Here is a 24,941-nt window from a genome sequence, read left to right on the forward strand (position 1 = left end):
TAACAAAAAATAGAAAACTGCATGATTTTGAAGATAAGTGAACTATTAAATTCATTTCTGTATATAAAGATATTCAACATTCCATTTATAATTATTTGGGTAATTGCAACTGGAATCTTTTGTACTGCCCAGTTCAAATTCATTAACTTTAGGTTACTTAAATATGGAATACAGACGCTATTCAATCTAAAGTGTAATAACAGCAACAATGGCATAATCACTCATATTCAAGCGTTTGCAACAGTAATTTCAGGAACAGTTGGTCTTGGAACAATATCAGGAGTTGCAATAGCTATCACAATAGGGGGCCCAAGTGCAGTTTTTTGGATGGTAATTACCGGAATACTTGGTATGTCGATAAAGTTTGCCGAGGTGGTGCTTGCATTTACTTATCGCTCTGAAAATACAACTGGCGGGGCTTTTTATTACATGAAGTACGGGCTTGCAAAAATTGGATTTGCAAAAACTGGTAGATTTCTTGCCTTCACTTATGCGATTACGCTACTTATTGCAATGATTTTGGGCGGTATACCATTTCAAGCAAATCAAATAGCAGCACTATCAAATAGCCTCCTAGAATACAACGCATCCATTATTATATCCCTGCTTGTCTTTATTGTAATATTGGGAGGAATAAAGCGCATTGCTTTCGTTTCAACGAGCTTAACACCAATTATGATAGTGCTATATGTGGGTATGTGTATATATTTAATTTATGTAAACGGAAGTAATTTGCTGAATGCTCTATCCATAATATTCCAAGATATCTTCAATAAATCAGCTATAGGAAGCGGAGTATTGAGCGGATTAATAGCCGGAGTGAGAAGATCAGTGTTTGCTAACGAAGCAGGTACCGGAACAGCAGCTATAGCACATTCGGCTGTAAAAGAAGAAGATCCAATTAAAGTTGGGTGCGTTGCAATGATTGCACCACTTATAGACACAATATTAATCTCATTTTTGACTGGTATTGTGATAATTATCACTGGTATGCATAGCACTGATAACGTGGGTGATATTACACTAATTAGTTCGATATTTTCAACAGCTTTGCCCTTGTTCAGCAAGTTAGTTTTTCCGCTAATGATGTTTTCCTTTGCATTTTCCACAATAATAGCTTATTGTTACTACTGTGAAGTTGCTTTGCTGTATTTATTTGGTAGTAAAAAAATACTGATACCGTTCCAAATTCTTATAGTGGTTTCAGTGTATATCAGCTGTATGTCAAAGAATATAGAATTTATATCTTATCTAGGTGACAGTTTGTTTATGTGCCTTATGATTCCAAATGCTGTTGCAATATATCTACTAAGAAGGGAAGTTTTGAATACAATAGATTCTTATTACAGTTCTAAAGGGTATTAACATGATTTATAGATTGCTTTGTATGGTGTTATTTTGCCTATTGTTTAATGATGTGTACGCTGCTTCAGGTTTTTACGAAAGTTATGACGCTGTGTTGAATGGAATAAATAACTTCATGAATGAAGTACTGTTTTTCAAGATCCTTTACGTGCCATTTATAATCCTTCTACTAGTTTTTGGTTATGTGTTTCTAACATTACGTTTTGGATTTCTCAACATAAGAATGTTTAAGCATGCGTTTGCCATTTTATGTGGAAAATATGACACGAATCACCATGATGGTCATATTACGCATTTTCAGGCATTTATGACTGCACTTTCAAGCACAGTAGGCCTTGGAACTGTTGCTGGAGTCGCAATTGCAGTTTCAATGGGTGGACCAGGAGCGGTGCCTTGGATGATGATTACAGGTTTTTTTGGTATGTCAGCAAAATTTGCTGAGGTAACGTTGGCGTTTAGACATAGAACAGAAGATCAGGACCAATTGTTTAGTGGTCCCTTTCAGTATATAAGGAATGGTCTGGAGGAATTTGGATTTAAAAAACTTGGTATTGTGCTAGCTGCCATGTATGCAGTATTCTTTGTATTATCAGGTCTTGGTGGAAGTGTAGCGTTTCAAACCAACCAAATGGTTTCAATATTATCTGGCTATTCAAGTTGGGTAGATGGTCACTCTTGGTTTCTTTCTTCCATAATTTCTGCGCTGCTTGCTCTAGTGATTATTGGCGGAATTAAAAGGATAGCTAGAGTATCTTCTGCACTAGTGCCTATTATGTCACTTATATATATCTTTAGTTGTATTATTATTATTGCATTTAATACTCATAACCTTGGTTATACGTTGAAAATATTATTTTCCACTATGATAGATTTCAATGCTGTTGGCGGAGGGATGGTAGGAGCATTTGTTGCTGGAATTCAAAGGGCAATCTTTGCCAGCGAAGCAGGTGTTGGTTCTGCTTCAATTACTCATGCAACAACTAAAGATGAAGAACCAGTAAGAACTGGACTAGTCGCTATGATAGAACCATGCTTTGACACAATGTTAATTTGCTGTTTAACAGGAATAACAATAGTAATAACAGGTGCATACCAAACAGGTGTTGGTGAGGGAGTATTAATTACTCACAAAGCATTTGAGACAGTTTCTCCATGGTTTCCTATCCTTCTAACAGTAGCTGCTCCTTTGTTTGCATTTTCTTCAGTAATTTCGTTTGTATATTGTTGTGAAATGGGGTGGCTATATTTATTCGGTGCAAAAAGTATAGTGATATACCGCATAGCGGTAATAATTGTGGCGTTTTTCTCTGGTCTTTCTAAAGATATAATGGCTATTGCCAATATCGGTGGAACTTTATTCTCTTGTTTAGCTCTCATCAACATGACAGCGCTTATACTGTTTAGTAATCAGATTAACGATGAAGTTCAGTGCTACCTAAAAAGGCTGAGGAATAATAAAATTAATTAGGTTCTTGGTATAATGGAAAAGCATGTAGTCCTTATACTGTCCTACATACTCGGTTCAATACCGTTTAGCTTAATCATTACAAGAATAAAAGGGATAAACTTAAGAGAAGTAGGTTCAGGAAACATTGGTGCTACAAACGTTGCAAGGACGGGAAATAAATTTCTTGCTGCTTTGTCATTATTTCTGGATTCCTTTAAGGGATTTATTGCCGTTTATATAGCACAACAATTTTGTGATAATAACGATTTTTATATATATGTATCTGCAATTTTAGCAGTTTTAGGACACATGTTTCCTATTTGGCTAAAATTCAGTGGAGGAAAGGGCGTTGCAACCACTCTAGGGATACTGATAGCATTTAACATCGATATTACTTTAGTATTCGTAATAATTTGGATAATAGTCTTTCTTGCCTTTAGATACTCTTCCCTTGCTTCACTCAGTGCTACTTCAACGGCTGTAGCATGGTCCTTTTTTTTTCAGAGGAATTTGTTCTTAACATTACTAATTATAGGAGCACTGGTCTTCCTAAAACACCACAGAAATATTGTGAATCTTCTGCAAGGTAAAGAGTATAAATTTTATAGATAATGTACTGCCAAATTATTGACACTTAAACTACGAGACAAATTGCTTGACGGTATGATTTTGTCCTCTTTGTTTAAGTCTATGATTTTTGCTTTTGTTATATTCTCTACTTCTTGAGGTGTTAAAAGACCATCTTCAATGAATTCCTTTTTTGTTTCTCTTATTTTTTCATAAAGTTGAGTAACGTGATCTTTATTTCCTTCATATACACTTTCAATTTCTAACTCTAGCTTATGTGAAGCTCCTTTTTTTAACATTTCATCCATTGCTGCTTTTGTTACTTTTAACCTTTCTTGCAAAATTTTCTTTATTTTTTCCTTATCATTTTCGTTATTTTTACTGAGTTCTACATATACCCTACAACATCTTTTTTCTCTTGGGAGCATTCTTAACCCATCTAACATGCTAATTATCTGACCTTCAATAATCTTCTCAGCCTTTAATTTAAATTCTGCTACTTCTATTATCTTATTAGCTGTTCTCTTAGCTCCATCCAAAGATGAATCCTTGAGAGAAAAATCTGTCTCGAGTAGATCTCGATTTGATAGCTCTAAGAATACTTTTTTCCCGATGTTTTCGGGTAAACTTTCTTGGTCATCTAAATCATGCCCCTGCAGTTTATTTCTCATGTGCTGAACCAGCTCACAACATTGTAATTTATTTAACTCTATAGAGCTAATATTTTTCATTAACGTCAGCACAATTTGTTCACTATATCGAGAAGTAATACTCAATAATTTTCTCATTAAAGGAATACTTACTTCTGAAATAAAATCATCAACTATTTTTTGACTTTCATCGTCTTCATAACCATTTTGAACGTCATACCAAGCCTTAAGAATTTCTTTATTGTTTTTCTTGTTTTTTAACCTGTCTAACATAAACCAACGTGCTTCATTTTGTGCTTCTGAGAGCAACATTTCCCTTGGGGGAGTAAATCTAATTTCTGGATCAGGATGAATACCCTCTAGCGTGCTTAACATTCTATAGACAATACCGGTGAAGCAAGTGTTAGGAATTCGCTCTTTTCTAGAGAAAGTTTGGCTATCAATTAAATTAGAAATCAATGCATCCTTTTTACTCTTAACGGCTTCTCCGTCTCCATCATTGCAAGCCCTTAAAACTAAAAGCAGAACCTGCCCACCTGTAAAGCCGGAGCTATGCTTTTGATCATCTTTGCAAAAGTCATCTAAAAATACAATTACTCTTCCTTTATCCTCATCACTAAACTCATATGAATTGTTTATATATCCAATGAATTGAATATATTCATCATTTTTGATTACGTCTTCAGGTACTTGTTCACTATACTTACCTTTTAATTTATCAATATTTTTAATGATATCATCATTTAATTGATGGGGCAGTAAATGTTCAAGCTTAACATCAAAACTATTAACCATATCACGTAAATTCTCTTTTATACCTTCCAAAAAGAAATTTATAGAAGCTTTAAGCAGCGTAAATGGGTTAAAATCTTTTGGCCTTAGTTCACTCTGCAATAAAATTAATAGCATTGTAAGTGGTATAGTTCCCAGTAACGAAATAAGCAAGAAAGTGGTAGTGAAAGTTAGATATGTTATGAAAGCAGAAAACAAGAGGAGGGATGCTACCTTGATTGTATTGTTTTTAAAAAATATTTCCCAATATTCCCTTTTGCTCATTTTTTGCTGTTTTGCCGTTTTTATTTTTTTGTAGGTATAAAGAGTTTTAATTTCAGACCTGAAGAACACAGTACCAAGAGAAAAAAGAACATTAACAGGATTAGTGATAATGTTTAACGAGACAAAGGCTCCAAGGTAGCTAACAAATTTTAGCCTACTAGAATCCTTTGAGGGAAATTGTATTTGAGAAATACCAATCACAGCTTACCTCCAGCATCATTACACTTTAATAATAGCATAATAATTTAAAACGTCAATGTTTAATTATCTTATTATCCGCACACTCATCGTATTCGGTCTCGACTGTAGAGTGTGCTATCTCGAACTTATCTAGCAATATTTTTTTTATTTCATATAAAACATTGGTGTGCTGCACATTTTGCTTTATTTTAGCATGCATGGTAATTATAAAATAATTATCAGACAGCGACCATGTATGTATGTGGTGCACATCTATCACTTCAGGTAATTCTGATGTGATCTTACTTTTTATCTCTTCAGCAGATATACCCTCAGGCGTACCTTCAAGGAGTATATGGCAAGAATTTTTGAGAATTTTATAGCCGCTATTTAGAATTATCACACTAACAAATACTGATAAGATTGGATCTACTATTTGCCATCCAGTAAGCATGATAATTATAGATGCAAGTATAGCAGCTACAGAACCTAAAATATCTCCTATAACGTGTAGTACAGCACTTTTTATGTTTATATTGCTCTCGCATTTACTATGTAATATAAAAAAGACTATTATGTTAGAGACAAGACCGAGTGTAGCAATTATTAACATTACTTTCCACTCAACATTGACTGGAAAAATAAACCTCTTTATTGACTCAATTATAATGATTACTGCAATGAGGAATAGAGTTAAACCATTAACAAATGCTGCAATTATCTGCAACCGATGATATCCGTATGATCTCTGCAAATCGGATTTCTTAGCTGAAAACCTATGTGCTAACCAGCTTAAAACCAAGGCAAAGAGGTCAGTGAGCATATGCCCCGCATCTGATAATAGAGCAAGCGAATGTGAAATTATTCCACCTACTATTTCCATAAACATTGTTATCGCAACTATTATTATGGAATAGATTAAGCGCTTGGACTGCGCTGCTGAGTGTTTACCGTTATGCACTGCTGTCATATAAAATCTTTTCATAAACAAAAACGTGGGTAACACTGGGTTCGAACCAGCGACCGCTTGCACGTCAAGCAAGTGCTCTACCAACTGAGCTAATTACCCATCGTGGTTTTAGTATAGTGCTTTGGTGGAATGAAAGTCAATAAACCACTTTGCTTTTGTCCTTGTCCAATGTGATTCCGGAATATAGCTGTATAGAATTTCAGCCATATTCTAAATTTTACATATTAAGTTAACTATCTATACTTTATTTATTAAGATATAAATTATATTAATACAGGGATTTACGTTTTTTTTAGGGAAATTACTTTATGCTTGATATTGAAAGATCAGCAAATTAGAGGTTAAAATTATGACAATTAGTCAACAAGTAAATAAAAATATAATTAAAGCAGAATATTTCAACAATAACGGCAAAGGGTTTAATTCGCCACATGTTATAGAAGTTGAAGATTTAAATATTAAAGTAGAGGTTTATTCTCACAATTTAAGAGCAAGTAAAGTTGCTAACATTGAAAGTGAGATAAGAGAAACAGCTATTAGTTTTAAAGATACATTCAAGTTAGAACGCGGCAGTTCAGAACAAACATTTAAAATTTATATATTTGATGACAAGGATGATTACACTCACCTTGGCGGAAGCGAGCGTTTCGGTTCTTACCTTGGAGACGAAGGTGGTAAATGTTACTACAAAGGGAAAGCTGATGTTTTTGCTGAAATGTACGTCTACCAGCAAGGTGGCGTTCATAACCTTCAGCATGAATTTGCACATGGTTTAACTTACTTGGCTACAGGAGGCGAATCTTTACCAACAGTATTAATGGAAGGAATTGCAGATTACTTTGAGCACCATTCAGATCATAAATTCAATTCTCAAGGATCAAGTATTGACAAGACCGAAGCTGCAAATCTGGATTTAGATAAAATTTTAAGCTTAAAATATTCAGATGACAGCGAAGCAAATAGCCTAGTTTATAAAACAGGTCATGCGTTGATAATGTACTTACAGGAAAAAGATCCTAGTTTATTAAGAGACTACCTAGATGCTTTACGTCAAGGTGACTCACATAAATCAGGAAGCTTTTTAGATCAAATAAAAGGGCATGATAACGCCTTTAAAGGCTGGCTTGCTGAGAATGATACAGAAACTGCAATGGAACATCTCAACGCTTTGCAAGTTACAAAAGGAGATTTCATAGCAACTGGTCAAGAAATAGTGGGTGGAGAAATTAAAAACGTATCCTACTATAAAGCAAATATAGAAAAAATGGATGGAGAAAACGTTGGAAGTTTTTCTCCTGTAGAACACGTTGCGTTTTATGATGTTGCTCGTGCTATAAATAGAGCAACAAATGATACACTTGATATATCAAAGGAATATCATTTCCTTAAGGTAGTAAAAACTTCCGATGGACAGGATAAACTAACTTACTCTGACCAACAAGGTAATGAATATCAAAACAGTCAAGAGTATAAAAATCAGGCTTTAAGGGTATTATCAAAATATGATACAGAAGTTAAGAATCAGGTAGATGAATTTGATAATTTGAATAAAGAACGTGGTGAAATGTATCAAAAATATCATAAAGAAGAGATTACTATTGAAGAGTTACGTAATGAGGAAAATACAAAATACGGACCAGCATTTTTAAAGTTTGATCAACTAAAAAACAAAGCCGTTGATGAAATTGAAAATAATTCCCAAGCAGCAAAAATATTAGATGGGCTGGTCAATATCGATTCAAGCTTAATCAGAGGTACTCACATTAATCTACAAGGAGGTAAGATTTTTTCTATGCAAGCTCATGGTCAAGGAGATATGGGTGCACTGTCTACATATGACGGAAATACAAAGCTTGGAGAATTATTGAGCGAATCAGGATTTTTTAAGCAAGTTGAAGGCCAAACTAAAGAAACTTTCGTTTTTGAGGATATATTGCACAACTTAAATGTTTCATACGAAGGCGGTGCTTACATGGCAGTTACAAAAGAAAATGGTCATTATAAAGCTTCCCTAATAGATGGCAGAACAGTTGAACGCGATGAATACTTTGATGAAGCGCATTTACATGAAAATGAATTGTTGCATCCTAGCACTGGACACATCCAAAAAGATTTAGATTCTCTGCTTCTTAGAGGTACCAAAATTTTGAGTCATCAGGATTCAGAACATGCACAATATTCTGATGAGCAAAAGGCAAATGGAGTAATCGTGGAAAAAGGAAAATTACTGGATAATAAGGGAACAGATAGGACAGACGATGATGTATATGAAGCTGTCGTAAAGCAAGGAGACGAGCGCTTACATGAATTTAAAAATATGGGCTTTTATATTACCGAGAAAGGTGATCTATTTATTCATGACCATGGAGCAAATGTAAGGTTTCAACTACCACAAAGTATTACTCATCTAAAATTAGTGGAAAAAGATGGAGCATATAAGCTTGTTCCGGTGACGAAAGATGGGAATGAACATCCAGTAGGTATGCCAAATATATCAGACGAATATAGATATATAGATCCAATATTTGCACATGAATATGAAAAGAGAGATTATTCCCATAAACATGTAAATGTGGGCCTTATAAACTTAGAGAAATATGGCTCTGGCAAACTTTTTGCTATAAAGCACGACCCAAATGATTACCACATACAAAGAAACTCTAGCGGTGAAATAGTTAGAATAAAAGGTCAAACATATTTCACTAAAGTAAAATTGTTTGATGGCGACGAAGAAATTGGAATGTTATCTAATAACTTCCATAACTTCAAAGGTAAAATATTCTTTTCTGCTGACTACAACTACAGTTATAACGATTTCCTAGCATCTGTTTCTCCTCAAGTTGAAATTGAGGATATGGGAAATGGAAGTAAAAAAATAACTTTCGATCAAGGTAGTGGTGATATCGGTGATACTAATAGAGGCTACACGGACTATCAGAGAATATATACAAAAACCGAAAGTCCAAAAGGGCAAGTAAGTGAAACTAAGACAGAAGTTCATAGTACTACTAATGTTGTTGCACAAGCTGCTGAAGAGAAAACTGCATCAAACGACAATAGTGAAATGCATTCTGATCAGCCACAAATTCCAACAAGGGCAAAAAGGTCAGCTTCAGTGGAGGAGAAAGAGCAAGAACAGGTAGTATTAAAAGACACAATTCTCAAAATAGAAAAGAGCTACGAGCAGGACTCAGAAGGGAAGCATAAGGCAAATGTAACGATAAATTATAATGATGTGAAAGCCTTGTATGATAGAGCGGAAGGAGCAGAAAAGCAATCTGTGTTAGATTTTTGGAACAAACTGCACACATCAGATTATAAGGTTGGTGCTTTGCCGGAAGACAAATACTATTTTGAAAAAGGCAAATTCGTAATCCACGATAGTGGCACAAAGAAGCTTATAGTGTTACCTGAAGATAAGGTGTCCATCAAGATAATGAAGGATGGTGATAGTTATAGTTTAGCTATATCAAGTGGTAATGGCAAAGTAATAAACAGCATTAGTAAAATAGGTAATCTAAATTACGAATTGCTGTCAGATTCAAGTCATTTCAATTCAGGGGAGCAAGATAATATTGTATTATCAGATCAACATCACGAATATAATCTTTATCTAGAGAATGGTTTTGTGAAAATGTTCGATTGCGCAAGCGATCACATTTATCACGACCACAACTCGGCCTATATCTAATACATACAAGGAGGGCAGTGCCCTCTTCTTGTCATTCCAGTGTCAAGCACTGCCGTCTTGGATGGAAACCAGCGTCACGCCCTGGAATGACAGGGTTTGTCATCCGAGTAGCCCCTTCGGTGTCATCCCAGTCTGGGATGGCTTTGTTGCATCGCTACTTATGAAAGGCTAACTATAGTTAGGATTATAAGCAACCTATTGAAAATCTTGTTTTTTTGCAATCAATCTGATCAAATTTAAGAATAGTAATTTGTTATTTATATTAATAAATTTAATTCTATTGAAAATAGCTAAAGCATTGAAATTCTTGAATTTTAGCCGGATTGGTAAATGGTAGTGAAATTTCTTTTACTCAAATTTAGGTATTCACTGACCGTTCTTGTTATAAATACCAGAATAATAAGCTACTGATATTCCCTATCTTTTTTATCTTTAATCCATCATAGCTAGCGATGCAACAAAGCCATTCCAGTGCCAAGCACTGGAATGACACCCTCCCTTGTGGAAATTGCTCTCAAATCACAATGTTCGTACAGCTATGGATTCATTCGCGGTATAGATTCCGCTAACTAGTAGCGGAATGACGAATTTGTTATTTTAAAATTGTCAGTAAATCTAAGTTAGTTTAGCTATATAGCACGAACTAAACCACTAAGCAGCAGAAGACCTTGCATGACCTCCAAAAAATGCTTTTACTCTTTCAAGATAAGTAGGTGGTTCTGCAGGGATTTCTATTTCATCTATTTTAGAATATATTGCCGCGTCTACGACTTTATCCGTTATTAACTCCCTTAACCTTTGTTTTATCTGCCCTCTCTGAATATGCTCCCCATAGTCGTTATAAAACTTTACATATAATTCCTTAAACACGAATTCTTTTATAGCATCTCTTGTATAAGAAATGCCGTCCTTTACTTCATCACTCACGTTGCTCAAATCCACCCCAGAACTTGGTGAATACAAATTATCAAAATTTTCTTTCAAAACTTTTATTTTATGGTAGTGCTTATCCACATATTTCTCAAGAAATCTTTTAGTAGCATTACCAGCCAACTTCCCCATTAGCTGAGGCTCCAGTTGAGCTGCAAGGTTGTTTTCTGCTTCAAGGCCACTTAATGCATAAATAATACGGAGAAGCATTCCAGGACCACATTGACGGTTACTTTCTTCAAAGCGAACCAGTAATATAGATTTCAATAGTTCTACGTCTGCATTTTGCTCTCTTGCCGCAATTAAAACTAAATTTATAGCCTGTGTCAATGTCAATCCGGTTTGTGAATCTACCCAATTTACCCACTCCCCAGTTTCATAACCATCCAATCTTAGATAAGGTTCTATCATTCGTTTTTGCTGACTTGTTAAACCGCTTATATAACTTTTAAACTCTTCATCCAACTCATTTAACGGCGTACCATGTTCTTCCTTTAATTTTTTGGCACATTCAATAACGCTTTGCTGAAAACTTCTAGTATGAACGCTCTGACTACTAGTACCCACATCACTTACATTAAACAAAAAGCTTAGCTGCTTTACATTCAAACCCAAAGGTGAAAAGAGTTTTACTGATGGATATTTTATTAACTCAAGAAGTGCTATTGGAATTAGCAGTGCATAATTTAACAATAATAAACCAAAATTAAATATAAGAAACCCACGTAGAGCTGATACCTTTGATGCAATATACAAAAATGAAAGCTGTAGTAATATATCAAGTGTATACTGAAGAATAAGATTTTGTCCTTTAATTTTATTGTTGGATCTTTATAAACCTCAAACAACATGCTATTGCTATCAATATTGTTGTTTTTAAAGGAGGTATAGTTGTTTATGATCTTCTCTTGCGAGGGAAGAAGCATTTTATTCAGGCAAATAAACGCAGCAATAACAATAAAACCTGTAGCCAAAAATGCTAGTGCAGGGCTAGAAGTGCTTGTAGATAAATAGGCATAAAGACCATCAACAATTAAGTTTTTGTATAATCTTTCAAAGGGACGAACTAGAATCGGGTCAAGGATATAGTTAACAAGAAGATTTAAATAATACACGAGAAACAAAAGTGCAATCAAAAATGCTTTTAATCTCGGATTCATAACCCCCTCTTAATAATCTGTTAATATAATCTATTTTAGGAATAAATTGAAAAAAATACAAGTTTTTATGTTAAAAGATCAATTGAAATTTCTGAGTTTAGGGTATATTGTTAATCTATTTAGATAAGAATTATTGTGTCAAATAAAATAGGTTTTTGGGCTATTTTTGCCTTAGTGATTAGCAGCCAAATTGGCTCTGGAATTTTTATGCTTCCAATTAGCCTTGCTCCATATGGCATGTATAGCCTTATAAGCTGGATAATATCAGGGCTTGGTGCTATATCTCTTGCTTTAGTTTTTGCCTCACTCTGCGCAAAATTTCCGGAAACGGGTGGCCCTCACGTCTATGTAAAGCATGCTTTTGGCCCTGCTGCAGCTTTTTTTGTTGGTTGGACGTATTGGGTGATCTCATGGGTTAGCACAACAGCCGTAATAGTTGTGGGTGTTGGTTATCTTACACCATTTTTCCATGAAGATATTCAAAACGTACATCTGTTTTTAGAGATGTTATTACTTACAATTATTACACTAATAAATTTTAGAGGAGTAGCTACTGCTGGACGTGTTGAGTTTTTATTGACGGTGATAAAAATTTCTGTATTGCTTGTAATACCTATAGCAGCATTGTTTTTTTTTGATAGAAATAACTTCATCATAAGTGAAGAAATATCAAATCTTACAACATCGCAGATTCTTGCCCGTTCTACACTTATTACTCTATGGGGTTTTATTGGAGTTGAATTGGCAACAGCACCTGCAGGGTCAGTTGATAATCCAGCTAGAACAATACCAAGAGCTGTGGTACTTGGAACAATCTCTGTTGCTGTTGTGTATTTTATCAACAATCTTGCAATTATGGGATTAATAAATGGTAATGATTTAGCAAGTTCAAGAGCACCATATGTTGACGCAATAAAAATTATGGCCTCTGGCAATTGGCACTTGATTATTTCTATGACTGCGTTCATTTTTTGTGTTGGTACTTTAAACGCTTGGGTACTAGCTAGTGGACAAGTGGCCCTTGGCCTTGCAAAAGATAAACTGATGCCACAGTTTTTTGCTCAAAGAAACAAGCACGGTTCTCCTTTCTGGGGCATAACAACTAGCTCAGTTGGAACTGCAACTTTACTAATCCTCACTTCAAGCAACAATTTTGCTAAGCAGATCACATCAATTATCGACTTTTCTGTAGTTTCATTTTTATTTGTTTACCTTGCATGCAGTCTTGCTTTTCTCAAAGTTATTGTGCAAGAAAAGAGTTGTTACAAATTTTTAATTGGCAGTATAGCAACAACATTTTGCTGCTGGGTAATATTTGAAACTTCTGTGAATACCTTGCTGATCGCAAGCTTATTCACTGCAAGTGGCGTACCTCTTTATTTATTTTGGTATCGCAGAGTTTCTGTATAGCAAATGTTATGTATCTGTTCAGCAGAGCATACGCGTCAAGTTAAGGAAATAAAGGTATGAAAGAGATAGAATAATAAGGTATAAGTTCTCCCAGATATACTTTTAGTGAGAGAACCAATGAATAAAATAACTTGCTTATCAAAAAAGCTCAAAGAATTTTTTAATGAAAAAGCAGAGAAAATCTCAATTACAACAAGGTTTATAAAAAGAAAGAGAAAGCTAAAAGGTTCATCATTCGTAAAAGCCATGGTCTTGGGTAATATAGGAGTTGATAATTGTAGCGTAGAAACAATGTTTCAATTACTAAACGAGGACTCGATAGATATAACAAAACAAGTTTAGATTTACTGAAGAAGCAGTGGAATTTATGAAAAGGATGTATAATGAATCTGTGATTCTCTTTAAAAATATCTTGCAAGTTGGTTGCAAAATCTTACAGCAATTTAATAGTGTTAAATTATTGGACAGTAGCTATACCTAACAGTATGGAAGAGATGTATAAAGGTTATGGTACTAGCTACAGTGGCTATGAAAGCAATACTAAGTCTGGAATAAAGTTACAATTAGTTTTCGACTACATGAATCAGATAATAGACCAACTTAATTTAACGGAGGGGGTAAGATCAGACCAGGGATATAGGAAACATTTAAGTAATATATTAAGCAATGATTTGCTAATATCTGATCTCGGTTATTTTGTGCCAAGTTCTTTTAAACAAATCAATGAAATAGGAGCTTATTTCATAAGTCGTTGATACCGACATATATGATGTAGAAACAAATCAAAAAATGGAGTTATTAGAATGTTTAGAGGATAAGTTATTTTTAGAAAACGAGGTATTGTTAGGAAAAGAAGCAAAAATTAGAGTAAGAATTATATGTCAGAAACTAACTGAATATGGCCAGAAGAAGGAAAGCTAATAGATTAGCAAGATCGCAGGGATATACATCCTCTAAAAGAAATCAAAAATTGTTGAACTGGTCAATATTTATAACTAATGTTCCAGAAAATAAAATTAGTGCTGAGCAAGTATTAACGATTTACAGAGTAAGGTGGCAAATTGAGTTATTATTTAAATTGTATAAAAGCCATACCAGGCTTGATAAGCTAAAAGGAAAGCCATGCAGAGTATTATGTGAACTATATGCTAAATTGTGCGCAATTCTTATATTTCACGGCATAGTTGGTTGCACAGAAGTGAAAAAGAATACAGAACTTAGCTTAACAAAGGCATTTATTGAGCTAAAAAGGCGGGTTAGAGAGTTATTTTTAGTATTAACCAAAATTAATAGTTTAAAAGCATTTCTTAAAAAACTCACTATAACTTGGTCGCGATTTTCATTAAAAGACAAACGTAGAAGGGCTAGAGTATCCACTTTAACCTCTCTAAATTTGCTCACAATCTCTTAACTTGACGCGTATGATCAGTAAAACAGGCTTTGCAACAAGCAAAATAGCTTTGCACAAAAAGGCTGAAGCAAGGAAATTTCAAGAATATATAGAATCTTTCCGTCAATACATTTATGAAAACCTGCAGCAAAATATCAAAAAACCACATGCGGATATAATCTCTGCATTACTGATCGGTAAAAAAGATGGCATAGATCAAAAAACTATGGACGCGATACGAGATTCAGGTATAGCACATTTGTTTGCCATATCTGGTTTGCATTTATCATTCGTTGCTGGTCTGTTTTTTGTAGTGTTTCGTAATTTATTCGCAATATCTGAAACTTTGACTCTTAAGTATAACACCAAGAAAATATCTGCATTCCTTACTATCTTGCCAACCACGTTTTATTTGTTGATTACCGGTATGCAAATTTCTGCTCAGCGTGCCTACATCATGGTGATTTTAGTACTCGTTGCAATAATGATAGAGAGAAAATATCGAGGGTTAATAGCAATTGCGTTTGCTGCTTCAGTGATACTCTCAGTAGAACCAGAAGCAATTTTAAAGCCTGGCTTTCAGATGTCATTTTCTGCTGTTTTGGCACTGGTTGCCAGTTATCAAATTAATGCTAATAAGTTGTTCAAAATAAAAATAATGAAATATTTTGTATCGATAATGATCAGCTCAGTAATAGCAAGTTTAGCAACTGTTCCGTATACGATATATAATTTTAATTATTTTTCAATTAGTGGCATTATCACAAATTTAGTTGCTATACCAATAGTTACATTAATTATTATTCCACTTGGAATAATCTATGTTTTGTTGATTCCTTTCGGTATTGAATGGATTATAGCGCCACTTGTAGAACGCCCAATTGACAGCATTTTGTATATAACAAACGCTATCGCTAGTCTTCAGTATTTGGTTATTCCCATTCGTACTTTTCCTGCCTCATCAATTATTATAATAACATTTGGGTTATTGTGGCTGTGCTTGTGGGAAAGAAATTGGCGTTTTTTGGGATTTTTTTTATTGTACTAGGTATTTGCTTTAGCGCTGCATATAAAACCCCCGACATCCTAATAAATGCTGATAATGTTGCTGCAAAGGAGAGTGATAACTTACTATATTCTCTCACTAGAAAAAGCAGAAATTTTGTTATCAAAACGTGGGCAAAGCAAAACGGACAGAACCAAATTTTGAATCATACAAAATATAGCAATCCAGATAAAAGACTAAAGTATGGCTGTATATATAATAAAGGAAATAATAAATCAGTACTGCTTGCTTATAAAAAAGAAGATATCTTGAGAAACTGTAATAGTGTTGATCTGATAATTCAATTAAGTGAATTCGACTATTCAGCTTGCAACGCTAAAATTATTAAACATGCTGATCTAGAAACGTATGGCACACATTCTGTTTGGTTAACAAATCGTTACGTAAAGATTAATACAGTGCGCTCCAATAGGCCTTGGCACATGTTGAAAAATTAAGAGACTTGATTTTAAGGTTTGGTTAATGTATACCTAAATAAGTTTTAACTAGAAAAATGTTATGGTTACAAACACTCAAGATCCTTTAAAAGACTATTTTGATTTTTTAGGATTTAGAAAACTTTCTGGCCAGCCCAGTAGAATTTTGAGCTCTATAAGAAAGTATTCTGGTACTATATCGATAGCAAGCACCATTGCTACTCTTATAGCATTTACTGCCTTTTCTATTCAGCCTGTTACAGTAAGTATTGCTAGGTTTGCGTTCACGCCAGCACTTCTTGCCTCTATTCCTCTTATAGTTCTCTTATTTACTGCTGTTGTAAACTTTATAAATACACAAAAAATAAAAGAGAATGAAATAGATAAAAAAATAGGAAACTATCAAGTTGATGAACAGTACAGCCAGATTGCTCAAGAAGCTAAAAAAATTGAAATTGTAACAAATTTAGATAAAAAGGGGGAAAAGCTTTCAATAGTTTTACCAATTTCTAAGACGCAGAGAGAAATACTAGAAGATATAGAAGCAGAAAATAGAAATAGGATTCTCTTGTTTACTGGATCATATGTATTTGGTACTGTTATAGTAGTTTCAGCAATATCACAATCCATTAATGCTCCAATAATATTAATAGCTTTATCAGTCGCTGTTCCTTTATGCATCATATCAACACTTAGCAATCTAATAAGTAATAGCGTGGATCATGAAAATCATACTATTAGAAAACACAGTTCTTTAGGTCTTCTATTTCCATACTGGTCTGGAAAGGGCATGGTTGTATCAGTAGTAGAAAATAAGCTTGGTAAAAGGGAAAATGAACTAATATCTCTAATGAAAAAACTACTTAGTCCGCTTTGCAACTCATTTGACAGTAACCTTAAAAAAGCTTGCGATTTACTTGATAATAGTCTTTTAAAGCCTGCAAATATTAACATTGAAGAAACGCTTGATCACCTAAAAAAAATCAGAGAAGACATCAAAAAAGATTTAGATTGGCTACATGCAGAAATTTCAGAAGTTTTAAATAACACTAAAGAATTGACAAAAAAAGCACATTCACTAGGTATTGAAGGTACTTTTTCTAGGTTAGAGAATGCTATTAAAATTGCTGAAGATAAAATTGAACGATTTGAACCAAGCCGCCTTGTAGGCTGGCTTCGATCAACTACGCAGTCTAATGATAACGAGTTCCTTATCATGCTAAAAAAGTTAAAAGAGGATACAGAAGAGGAAAAAACGGAATTGAAGGAGCAATTAAACGTAGTAAGGAATGAATTAGAAGAAATAAAAAAGAAGCAAGCTCAACCAAGTACGCCTGATTTAGAAGCTAACAATGGAAATAATACTAATAATTTATTAGTATTAGAAAATAAAGTCAAAGAACTACGTGACACAGTTAGAAAGTTAGAGCTGGAAGCAGAACAAAATAAGCTGCAGCAAAAGAAGGAAAAGTTAGAGCAAAAAAAATCTGAACAAGAAAAAACAGATGGATGGAAAGAAAAAATCAACGGCAAACCAAGTGAATTTCTATATTATTTATTAGAATCTATTAAGCTGGAAGAAAAAGATAATAAAGAAAAAAAGGTTGAGGCAACATTACGGGATTTTGATAACAAAATAACAATTCACTGGAAAGATATCTCTCAAACAATTTGCCATATTAAAAAACAAGGTGATCTTCCTAGTACAAAAGTTGATTTTGTAGATCAAAATATTCAAGCAGCATTTGCAGTAGCTCGCGCGGGGTAGTTGTTATAGACCACTTAGAAGTAACCTTAAGTGTTAATAATGATAAAGAGAAATTAAGGTTAGACACCTATATAGCTGAAAAATGCAACATATCACGCAGCAAAGCGCAAAGATTGATACAAAATGAGCAGGTGAAATTACTTGGCACACCGATAATTAATAATGACTACATAGTAAAACCAGATGAAGAGTATGTGGTGCATCTCTTTCAACCTGACATATCCACATCAATTAAGCCTAATTATGACATAAAACTTGATATCGTCTATGAAGATGAGGACATTATAGTTCTGAGTAAACAAAGTGGATTAACAGTGCACCCAGGTGCTGGGACAAACAATGATACGCTTTTGAACGCAGTTATCGCTCACCTTGATGTAAGACCAGGAATTGTTCATAGACTCGATAAAGATACTAGTGGGCTAATGGTAATTGCAAAAAATGAAGCAGCCCATAGTTTTTTGTCTGAATTGTTATCGAATCGCAAAATAAAGCGGGAATACTTAGCAGTAGTTTGGGGAACATTATCTTCTCAGCAAGGCACGATAAAAACTAACATTGCTCCCAAACGCGGCAATAAAGAAATGATGTGTGTAACAAAAATCACAGGCAAATTAGCAATCACTCACTATTTAGTGCAAAAAGTTATAGAACAAGCAAGCCTCGTTAAATGCACTTTAGAGACAGGCAGAACACACCAAATTCGAGTCCACATGAGCCACATAGGACATTCCATAGTTGGTGATCAAGTTTATGGAAAAAATAGTAGTAAAAGCACAAAATATGCTAAAAACTCTAGTTTCATTCGTAATTTCAATAGACAAGCACTACATGCTTATACACTGGGCTTATACCACCCAAAAAGTAAGGAATACATGGAATTTGTCTCTGATTTACCGCAAGATATAAAAACTTTAATTGGTGAGTTTGAAAATATACCTAAGAAAGGGTATCCGTTCAGCAGAGTAGCAAAGTAGGTAGATAAGATAAACCAAAAAATCAAGAAAAAGTGAGTTTACAACAAATGGGTGTCATGCAAGTAGCTGACACTGGTTCACTTTATGATGGTGTCATCCCAGTCTGGGATCCAGATTGGGTACTAAGTTGGTAAACACGAAAGCGCTTTACAACGTTTTTGATGGAACTGCGCGAAAGAACTGGATGCCAGTGTCAGCTACTTGCATGACACCCATTTGTTCCTATAGTTTCTTTTTCACTTCCACTATTTGTAAACCAAATGTTAGCCAGTTCATCTTTAAGTAACTCCAAATCCGCATCTGGCGTAATCACTTATATATTCCTTTCACTACTTCTTGATGCTGCGGACAACTAAGTAAAATTTTGAAATCTTCTTTATCTGGATGTGCTCCCCAATCTCCACAAACTTTCAACACTCCTCTATCGAAGTCAGTTAATTCTGAAACGGTGGCTGGTTGTGAACTGAAAAATGGTTCAAAATTGACTTCAACATTTTCTTCTACATAGCCGGTGTGAAAATAATGATCCTTAATATAAAAAATAAACCCTATTATTGGTATTATTAAACACAAAATTAGTTTAACTGTCTTCGACATAATCACGTTCACAAAAAAGCTAGCCTATAAGAAATAATTTAAAAAAGTTTTAATCTAATCGTTTTTGCAGAGCAGCAACTCCCGGCATTTCATCGCCACTTAACCAATCTAAAAATGCTCCTCCACCAGTGGAAACATATGTAAAATCCTTATCGGTAAGGCCTGCAGCGCTTATTGCAGATAGACTATCGCCTCCCCCTATTATGCTGGTTAACTTTCCTTTGTGCGTTAAGTCACTTACGATTTTCATTACCCCTATTGTACCGCTTGCAAAAGCTGAATGTTCAAAAACACCAATAGGTCCATTCCACAGCAGAGTCTTACTGCTTGCTATTATACTGCTTATTGTACTCAAAGTTTGTGATCCGATATCCAAAATTATATCACCGTCCAAAATGGACTCAGTTTTTCTTGAAATACTAGTGCTGTAATCAGAGCTTACTGCAACCAGAACGTCTTCTGGCACAACTATTTTGCAATTGTTTTTATTTGCTGTTTCAAGAATATTATGCAGAAGGTCGTCAACACCATTTTGAAAGAAAGATTTCCCTATATTTACTTTGCTAAATGACAAAAAATTATTGGCTATTGCACCACCTAGAACTAGGTAATCAACCTTTTCTGTTAGCTTTATAAGCATTTTTATCTTAGTTGATATTTTAGCTCCCCCAACTATCGCAGTAATAGGTTTAGCTTTAAACGATACAGCTTTTTCAAGATACTTTAGCTCATCTTGCAAGCAAAACCCTGCATAAGAGGGTAAAAATTCTGTAATGCGTGAAATAGAAGCGTGAGCTCTGTGAGAGCAAGAAAATGCATCATTTACATATATATCCGCTAGAGATGCTAGTTGTTTGGCAAAATTTGAGTCACTTTGCTCTTCCTCTTTATAAAATCTTAGATTCTCTAGTAATATTATATCTCCTGCATCCATAACACTTACTGCTCTTTGTACTTTTTCACCAACGCAATCGTCAATGAATTTCACTTTTTTATTTAGTAACTGCGATAAAGTGTCAATTACATTTTTTAGCGACAGATTATTGTCTCTGGCCTTTGGGCGTCCAAAATGTGATATAATAATAATCTTTGCACTCGCATTCACTAAATACTGAATAGTAGGCAATGCTCTCAAAATACGAGTGACATCACGAATTTCTCCATCTTTTATAGGAACATTGAAGTCAACTCTAAGTAAAACGGCTTTATTGTGAAGATCACAATTTTCTATACTAGGTATGTTCATTACAAAATTGAAGCTATAAAGCCACTATACAGCAGTTTGATCTAAAGTAAAGTTTTAAGCTTACGAACGTTTAAGGAAATTTGCATGCCAAACGCTTGACACTGGAACCTTATCGTCATGCCGCTGCGAACCGTCATACCGCCGGGTATCTCTTAGCCGCTAACACGTAGCGGGATACTTGACCTTTACAGGGATGACGATTGTCGTTTAGCCATAAATATTTAAGAAATTTACTAAACAGAAAAAAAGGCAAAGAAACCCTAGGGTAGCTAATTATTCACTATCCATTTTTTAAGTTGGCGTTTTTTGATGTTTTAAATAGCGTATTTCAGCTTGTGTAGCTAGAAATTTGATAAAGACATAGAGTGCACATAGTGCAAAAAATTAAACATGAGACGCCAGATACGTTGAGTTTTTTTGTTATTTAATCTGTACAGAGAAGATAAATAAATAGCTTCAGTTTCATGATAAGGAGGCTGGCGGAGTTTGTCAAGTAAGTTTTTCGTTTAATCCGTTTCTTGCTTTAGGTGCCCTTGACTTCCGGCTGGGTCGAATTTGTATAGCTACATTGTCGGTAAATCTAAATTGCTTTAATGATTTTGATTGAAAAATAGTTTTTCTATTATATAAATGCTACTTTAGGGTAATCAAAATGGAAGACGATAAATATAGCCTAGGTTTAAGGGTTATCCATTGGTTGATGGCTGTTTTTATTATCGGTATGCTTTGTTCTGGACTTTATATGAAAAGCCTGCCACTTAGCAATGAAATTAAGTTCAACATATACGCTATTCATAAGGCTTGCGGTATCACTATTCTTGGATTAATCATAGTACGCATATTTTTTCGCGTCTTTACTTATGTTCCACCACTTCCAGCAAATTTTTCTCGGTTTGTAATCAATATAAGTAAAGCAGTACACTTTGGTTTATATTCTTTGATGGTGCTAATGCCACTATCTGGCTATGTCATGTCTTCTGCTTCTGGCAAACAGATCAAATATTTTTTTCATATCCCTTTGTTGATTAATCAAAACAAAGACCTAGCTAACACGGCTAACGAGCTACATTCGATGCTTGCATATTTTATGGTACTCTTTATAATCTTACATATACTTGGCGCTTTGAAGCACGCATTTATAGATAAGCAAAACATTTTTAAACGTATGATATAGGTTATATGTTAAGTAGCCTCTGGAAAAAAGGAACAGATTTTCTTGGCAGTGAGTTTGCTATAATGGGTGGTGCTATGAGCTGGGTTTCAGAGAGAAATTTGGTTTCAGCAATTTCAAACGCTGGTGGTTTTGGTGTAATTGCATGTGGTGCAATGTTTCCAGACTTACTGGAAAAAGAAATCATAGAGACGCAGAAATTAACTAACAAACCATTTGGTGTAAACCTAATTACTATGCACCCAAAGTTGGGTGAGTTGATAGATGTGTGTATTGAAACGAAAGTAAGCCATATAGTGCTTGCCAGTGGACTGCCAACAAAGCCTAATATAGAAAAAATCAAGGGTGTAGGCATTAAAGTTATGTGCTTTGCACCAGCATTAAGCCTTGCGAAAAGGTTAGTAAAAATGGGAGTAGATGCATTAATAATAGAAGGAATGGAAGCAGGTGGGCATATAGGTCCAGTTAGCACTTCTGTTCTTGCACAAGAGATATTGCCTCATTTTAAAAATGAACAAATACCAGTGTTTGTTGCAGGTGGAATAGGCAGAGGCGAAATGATAGTTAATTACTTAGAAATTGGAGCAAGTGGCTGTCAAATAGGTACATTATTTGTCTGCACTAATGAATCAATTGCCCACAAAAATTTTAAGGAAGTGTTTATTAAATCGGCCGCACGTAATGCAATACCTTCTGTACAGATAAGTGCTGATTTTCCTGTAATTCCTGTAAGAGCTATAGCCAACAAAGCAAGCGATGACTTTATGAAGCGTCAAAAAGAAGTTATTGATGAATACCAAAAGGGACAGATCTCAAAAGAAGATGGGCAGCTTGAAATAGAAAAGTTCTGGGCTGGAGCTTTAAGAAGAGCAGTGATTGAAGGAGATGTTGAAACGGGATCTTTAATGGCCGGTCAAAGTGTTGGCATGGTTGATAGGGAAAAGCCTGTAAAAGAAGTAGTGGATATGTTAGTTCAACAAGCAAACAATTATATTGAGAGCAAATCTGTAGAAGTAGAAAACCCAGAAAGCAAATAGTTAAGCGACCTTCCAATAAGCAAGTTGCCGCAATTATTTATAATATGGCATAATTGCCCAGTTTTAATGTAAAATTAACGCTAAAGAGGTATCTATACATTTTATTATGTATGGAGGAATCTATGCTAGGTACTTTAAAAAAACCTCAGAATAATAAAGAAGTTATTAACCAACAATTGCACGACACTATATACAAAAAGGTAACAAAAAAAACACATAATCATGAAAGCCCAAAAAAAATGGAGATGGAACTATCAAAAAATGCATAGAGTTGTTCAAGGAAGGAGCTAGTCCCGAGGTATTAACTGAATTAGAAAAATCGCTGAGAGAACAATTAGAAAAATCACCAGAAAAACAAGAGGAATATCAAAAACATTATAAGTATTATATCGAAAACTTTCTTCCTGCATTGAAAGATGAAGTAACAAAATCAGAAGAACTAGCTGTACCTACAGTATTTAACAATGAAAGAGAACAATCACAAAGACCACAAACAAAAAGAGGAAAAATAGTAAAAACAATTTTGGATATTACTAACAGGAGCAGCAGTGTAAGCTCAATACCAAATGCTGTTGAAGAAAATATTGAAGATCAAATGCAGCTAGGACATATTGAAGAGCAAAACAACACACAAGAAACACCCTTGAATGTAGCTGAGAAAAAAAGTGGTGATACTAAAATACTTGGCCAATTAGATATTCCGAAAGAGGTATCTAGAAAATATAGTAAAGTTATGGAGCAATTAAAGAAGAATATAAAAACTCCCAAGCTTGGTAACGGTAGTGGTTCAGATAGTGGAATAAACTCACCTGGACTGAGTGAAAAAAACTCGATATCACCAATAAATAGTAGAAAAAACAGTTTAACATCAATAGCAAGCACTTCATCTGAGGAAAGTTTAAACTCAACATTGAGCTCTGTTGAAGAAGATAATGGCTTACAACCAGAGGGTGGAGAAAAAACTGAGTTATTAGAATCAAATTTGGAATCCCCAAAAGAAAACGAGACTCAAGTGCAGCCAGAGCAGACTGTAAAAAAAGAGCCAAAAATGCAAGAAAATGAAAACTCAGATGGTCAAGCAAATCCAGATCAAGTTAAGAAAGATATCCTACTTAAAAACCAACCCAATAACAGAAATCTTCACGTTGCATTTGTAGCAGGTTGTGCTCTCTCCACAATAGGGTGCATTGTTGCAGGAGCAATGACATCAGGATTGATAGGAGCAGGACTACTTGCTATGGTTGCAGTGCTTGCTATAGCAGCAGTAGCTGAATTGCATTCAAACTTCCTATCAAGTAAATTAACATCCATTAATGTGAGTCCTCTTGTTGATGATAAGAGCTTACAGCATGTTCACAGCGGTAAAAATTAAATATGTGTTACTTGTAGTGGATAAGTGAATTCAGTTCTTGCCTATTGATATAAAAGTTGTTATATTTGGGGAATGTTTAAAAGGTGTTTAGTTGATGCGCATTCAATTGAATAAAGTTTTGGTTTTTGTAGCCTTATTAAGTTTCATTTTTGCATCATATTCTAGCGAAGCAAGTTCGGCGAGTGATGAATTAAAGGGTATACAAGAAACGGTAAAAAATTTTATTTCTTCATTTTCAGTTAAAGATACTGTAGAAAATATGAGTCCTTCAACAATCATAGGGTTGTGTATAGCTGCAGTGATACTTGCAGTAGTGTTCAGAGGTCTAATCTTTTTTATGATAATGTTTGGTGTACTGGTCCTGATGTTCGGTAGTACAGAAAAGGCAACAGACTACTTAAAAGAAAAATTTAACTTTGCAAAAGATATAAAATTACAATCCGATAGCGAAAAAAAAGATAAAAATTAAGATAGT

Annotated in this window: 17 protein-coding genes, 1 tRNA gene and 3 pseudogenes; 15 read left to right on the top strand and 6 right to left on the bottom strand. The window is 34.5% G+C overall.

What is annotated here, in order from left to right; translation table 11 throughout:
- The first annotated feature begins 21 nt into the window (after nt 1-21).
- Genes ACEL90_RS01550 through plsY form a run of 3 tightly spaced genes read left to right on the top strand, consistent with a single transcriptional unit; the run spans nt 22 to nt 3,424 of the window.
- Nucleotides 22-1,365 (top strand): alanine/glycine:cation symporter family protein, encoded by a 1,344-nt coding sequence (locus ACEL90_RS01550; RefSeq protein WP_423349095.1) that lies wholly within the window; start codon nt 22-24, stop codon nt 1,363-1,365.
- A gap of 1 nt (nt 1,366) precedes the next feature.
- Nucleotides 1,367-2,833: an alanine/glycine:cation symporter family protein gene (locus tag ACEL90_RS01555; protein ID WP_423349096.1), complete on the top strand. Its 1,467-nt coding sequence runs from the start codon at nt 1,367-1,369 to the stop codon at nt 2,831-2,833.
- Between the two features lie 12 nt (nt 2,834-2,845).
- Nucleotides 2,846-3,424 (top strand): glycerol-3-phosphate 1-O-acyltransferase PlsY, encoded by a 579-nt coding sequence (plsY, locus tag ACEL90_RS01560; RefSeq protein ID WP_423349097.1) that lies wholly within the window; start codon nt 2,846-2,848, stop codon nt 3,422-3,424.
- Here the strand turns inward: plsY and ACEL90_RS01565 are convergent.
- The 3 genes from ACEL90_RS01565 to ACEL90_RS01575 all read right to left on the bottom strand — a co-directional run bounded on the left by ACEL90_RS01565 (nt 3,415) and on the right by ACEL90_RS01575 (nt 6,334).
- Entirely contained in the window at nt 3,415-5,286 is a 1,872-nt protein-coding gene (locus ACEL90_RS01565; RefSeq protein WP_423349098.1) for a hypothetical protein, read from the bottom strand. The two genes, plsY and ACEL90_RS01565, sit on opposite strands and share 10 nt — an antisense overlap.
- A gap of 52 nt (nt 5,287-5,338) precedes the next feature.
- Complete coding sequence (locus tag ACEL90_RS01570) at nt 5,339-6,235, bottom strand: cation diffusion facilitator family transporter (protein WP_423349099.1); 897 nt, start codon at nt 6,233-6,235, stop codon at nt 5,339-5,341.
- A gap of 26 nt (nt 6,236-6,261) precedes the next feature.
- Nucleotides 6,262-6,334: transfer RNA gene (locus ACEL90_RS01575), tRNA-Val, on the bottom strand.
- A gap of 250 nt (nt 6,335-6,584) precedes the next feature.
- Here ACEL90_RS01575 and ACEL90_RS01580 point away from each other — a divergent pair.
- Both ACEL90_RS01580 and ACEL90_RS01585 read left to right on the top strand, forming a co-directional pair.
- Nucleotides 6,585-9,926: a peptidase M2 gene (locus ACEL90_RS01580; RefSeq protein ID WP_423349100.1), complete on the top strand. Its 3,342-nt coding sequence runs from the start codon at nt 6,585-6,587 to the stop codon at nt 9,924-9,926.
- 17 nt (nt 9,927-9,943) lie between these two features.
- Nucleotides 9,944-10,090 (top strand): hypothetical protein, encoded by a 147-nt coding sequence (locus ACEL90_RS01585; protein ID WP_423349101.1) that lies wholly within the window; start codon nt 9,944-9,946, stop codon nt 10,088-10,090.
- A gap of 487 nt (nt 10,091-10,577) precedes the next feature.
- Here ACEL90_RS01585 and ACEL90_RS01590 read toward each other — a convergent pair whose 3' ends face one another.
- Complete coding sequence (locus ACEL90_RS01590) at nt 10,578-11,612, bottom strand: hypothetical protein (protein ID WP_423349102.1); 1,035 nt, start codon at nt 11,610-11,612, stop codon at nt 10,578-10,580.
- A 539-nt stretch (nt 11,613-12,151) separates the two neighbouring features.
- Between ACEL90_RS01590 and ACEL90_RS01595 the strand changes: the two genes are divergently transcribed.
- The 5 genes and pseudogenes from ACEL90_RS01595 (at nt 12,152) to ACEL90_RS01615 (ending at nt 19,043) form a co-directional block, all read left to right on the top strand.
- Nucleotides 12,152-13,426 carry an APC family permease gene (locus tag ACEL90_RS01595; RefSeq protein WP_423349103.1) on the top strand — a complete coding sequence of 425 codons (1,275 nt, stop codon included), beginning with the start codon at nt 12,152-12,154 and terminating at the stop codon, nt 13,424-13,426.
- A gap of 117 nt (nt 13,427-13,543) precedes the next feature.
- A pseudogene (locus tag ACEL90_RS01600) lies at nt 13,544-14,837 on the top strand (IS4 family transposase).
- Nucleotides 14,838-14,850: 13 nt separating this feature from the next.
- Nucleotides 14,851-16,319 (top strand): annotated as a pseudogene (locus ACEL90_RS01605) (ComEC/Rec2 family competence protein); the annotation flags it as partial.
- Between the two features lie 61 nt (nt 16,320-16,380).
- Nucleotides 16,381-18,066, top strand: coding sequence for a hypothetical protein (locus ACEL90_RS01610; protein WP_423349104.1), 1,686 nt, complete (start codon nt 16,381-16,383; stop codon nt 18,064-18,066).
- 71 nt (nt 18,067-18,137) lie between these two features.
- A complete protein-coding gene (locus ACEL90_RS01615) occupies nt 18,138-19,043 on the top strand; it encodes an RluA family pseudouridine synthase (protein ID WP_423349276.1) in 906 nt (301 codons plus the stop codon).
- Between the two features lie 220 nt (nt 19,044-19,263).
- On the opposite strand, the pseudogene ACEL90_RS01620 reads toward ACEL90_RS01615, so the two are convergent.
- Both ACEL90_RS01620 and ACEL90_RS01625 read right to left on the bottom strand, forming a co-directional pair.
- Nucleotides 19,264-19,640 (bottom strand): annotated as a pseudogene (locus tag ACEL90_RS01620) (EndoU domain-containing protein); the annotation flags it as partial.
- A gap of 49 nt (nt 19,641-19,689) precedes the next feature.
- Nucleotides 19,690-20,886, bottom strand: a complete 1,197-nt coding sequence (locus ACEL90_RS01625) for a phosphoglycerate kinase (RefSeq protein ID WP_423349105.1) — start codon at nt 20,884-20,886, stop codon at nt 19,690-19,692.
- A gap of 652 nt (nt 20,887-21,538) precedes the next feature.
- Here ACEL90_RS01625 and ACEL90_RS01630 point away from each other — a divergent pair.
- The 5 genes from ACEL90_RS01630 to ACEL90_RS01650 all read left to right on the top strand — a co-directional run bounded on the left by ACEL90_RS01630 (nt 21,539) and on the right by ACEL90_RS01650 (nt 24,935).
- Complete coding sequence (locus tag ACEL90_RS01630) at nt 21,539-22,060, top strand: cytochrome b (protein ID WP_423349106.1); 522 nt, start codon at nt 21,539-21,541, stop codon at nt 22,058-22,060.
- Nucleotides 22,061-22,065: 5 nt separating this feature from the next.
- Nucleotides 22,066-23,094: an NAD(P)H-dependent flavin oxidoreductase gene (locus ACEL90_RS01635; protein ID WP_423349107.1), complete on the top strand. Its 1,029-nt coding sequence runs from the start codon at nt 22,066-22,068 to the stop codon at nt 23,092-23,094.
- 122 nt (nt 23,095-23,216) lie between these two features.
- Nucleotides 23,217-23,363, top strand: coding sequence for a hypothetical protein (locus ACEL90_RS01640; protein ID WP_423349108.1), 147 nt, complete (start codon nt 23,217-23,219; stop codon nt 23,361-23,363).
- 2 nt (nt 23,364-23,365) lie between these two features.
- Entirely contained in the window at nt 23,366-24,466 is a 1,101-nt protein-coding gene (locus tag ACEL90_RS01645) for a hypothetical protein (protein ID WP_423349109.1), read from the top strand.
- 94 nt (nt 24,467-24,560) lie between these two features.
- Nucleotides 24,561-24,935: a hypothetical protein gene (locus ACEL90_RS01650; protein WP_015589420.1), complete on the top strand. Its 375-nt coding sequence runs from the start codon at nt 24,561-24,563 to the stop codon at nt 24,933-24,935.
- The last annotated feature ends 6 nt before the right edge of the window (nt 24,936-24,941 follow it).

The organism is Wolbachia sp. wLmal, assembly GCF_049435495.1.
In the GTDB taxonomy this organism is placed as follows: Bacteria; Pseudomonadota; Alphaproteobacteria; order Rickettsiales; family Anaplasmataceae; genus Wolbachia; species Wolbachia pipientis.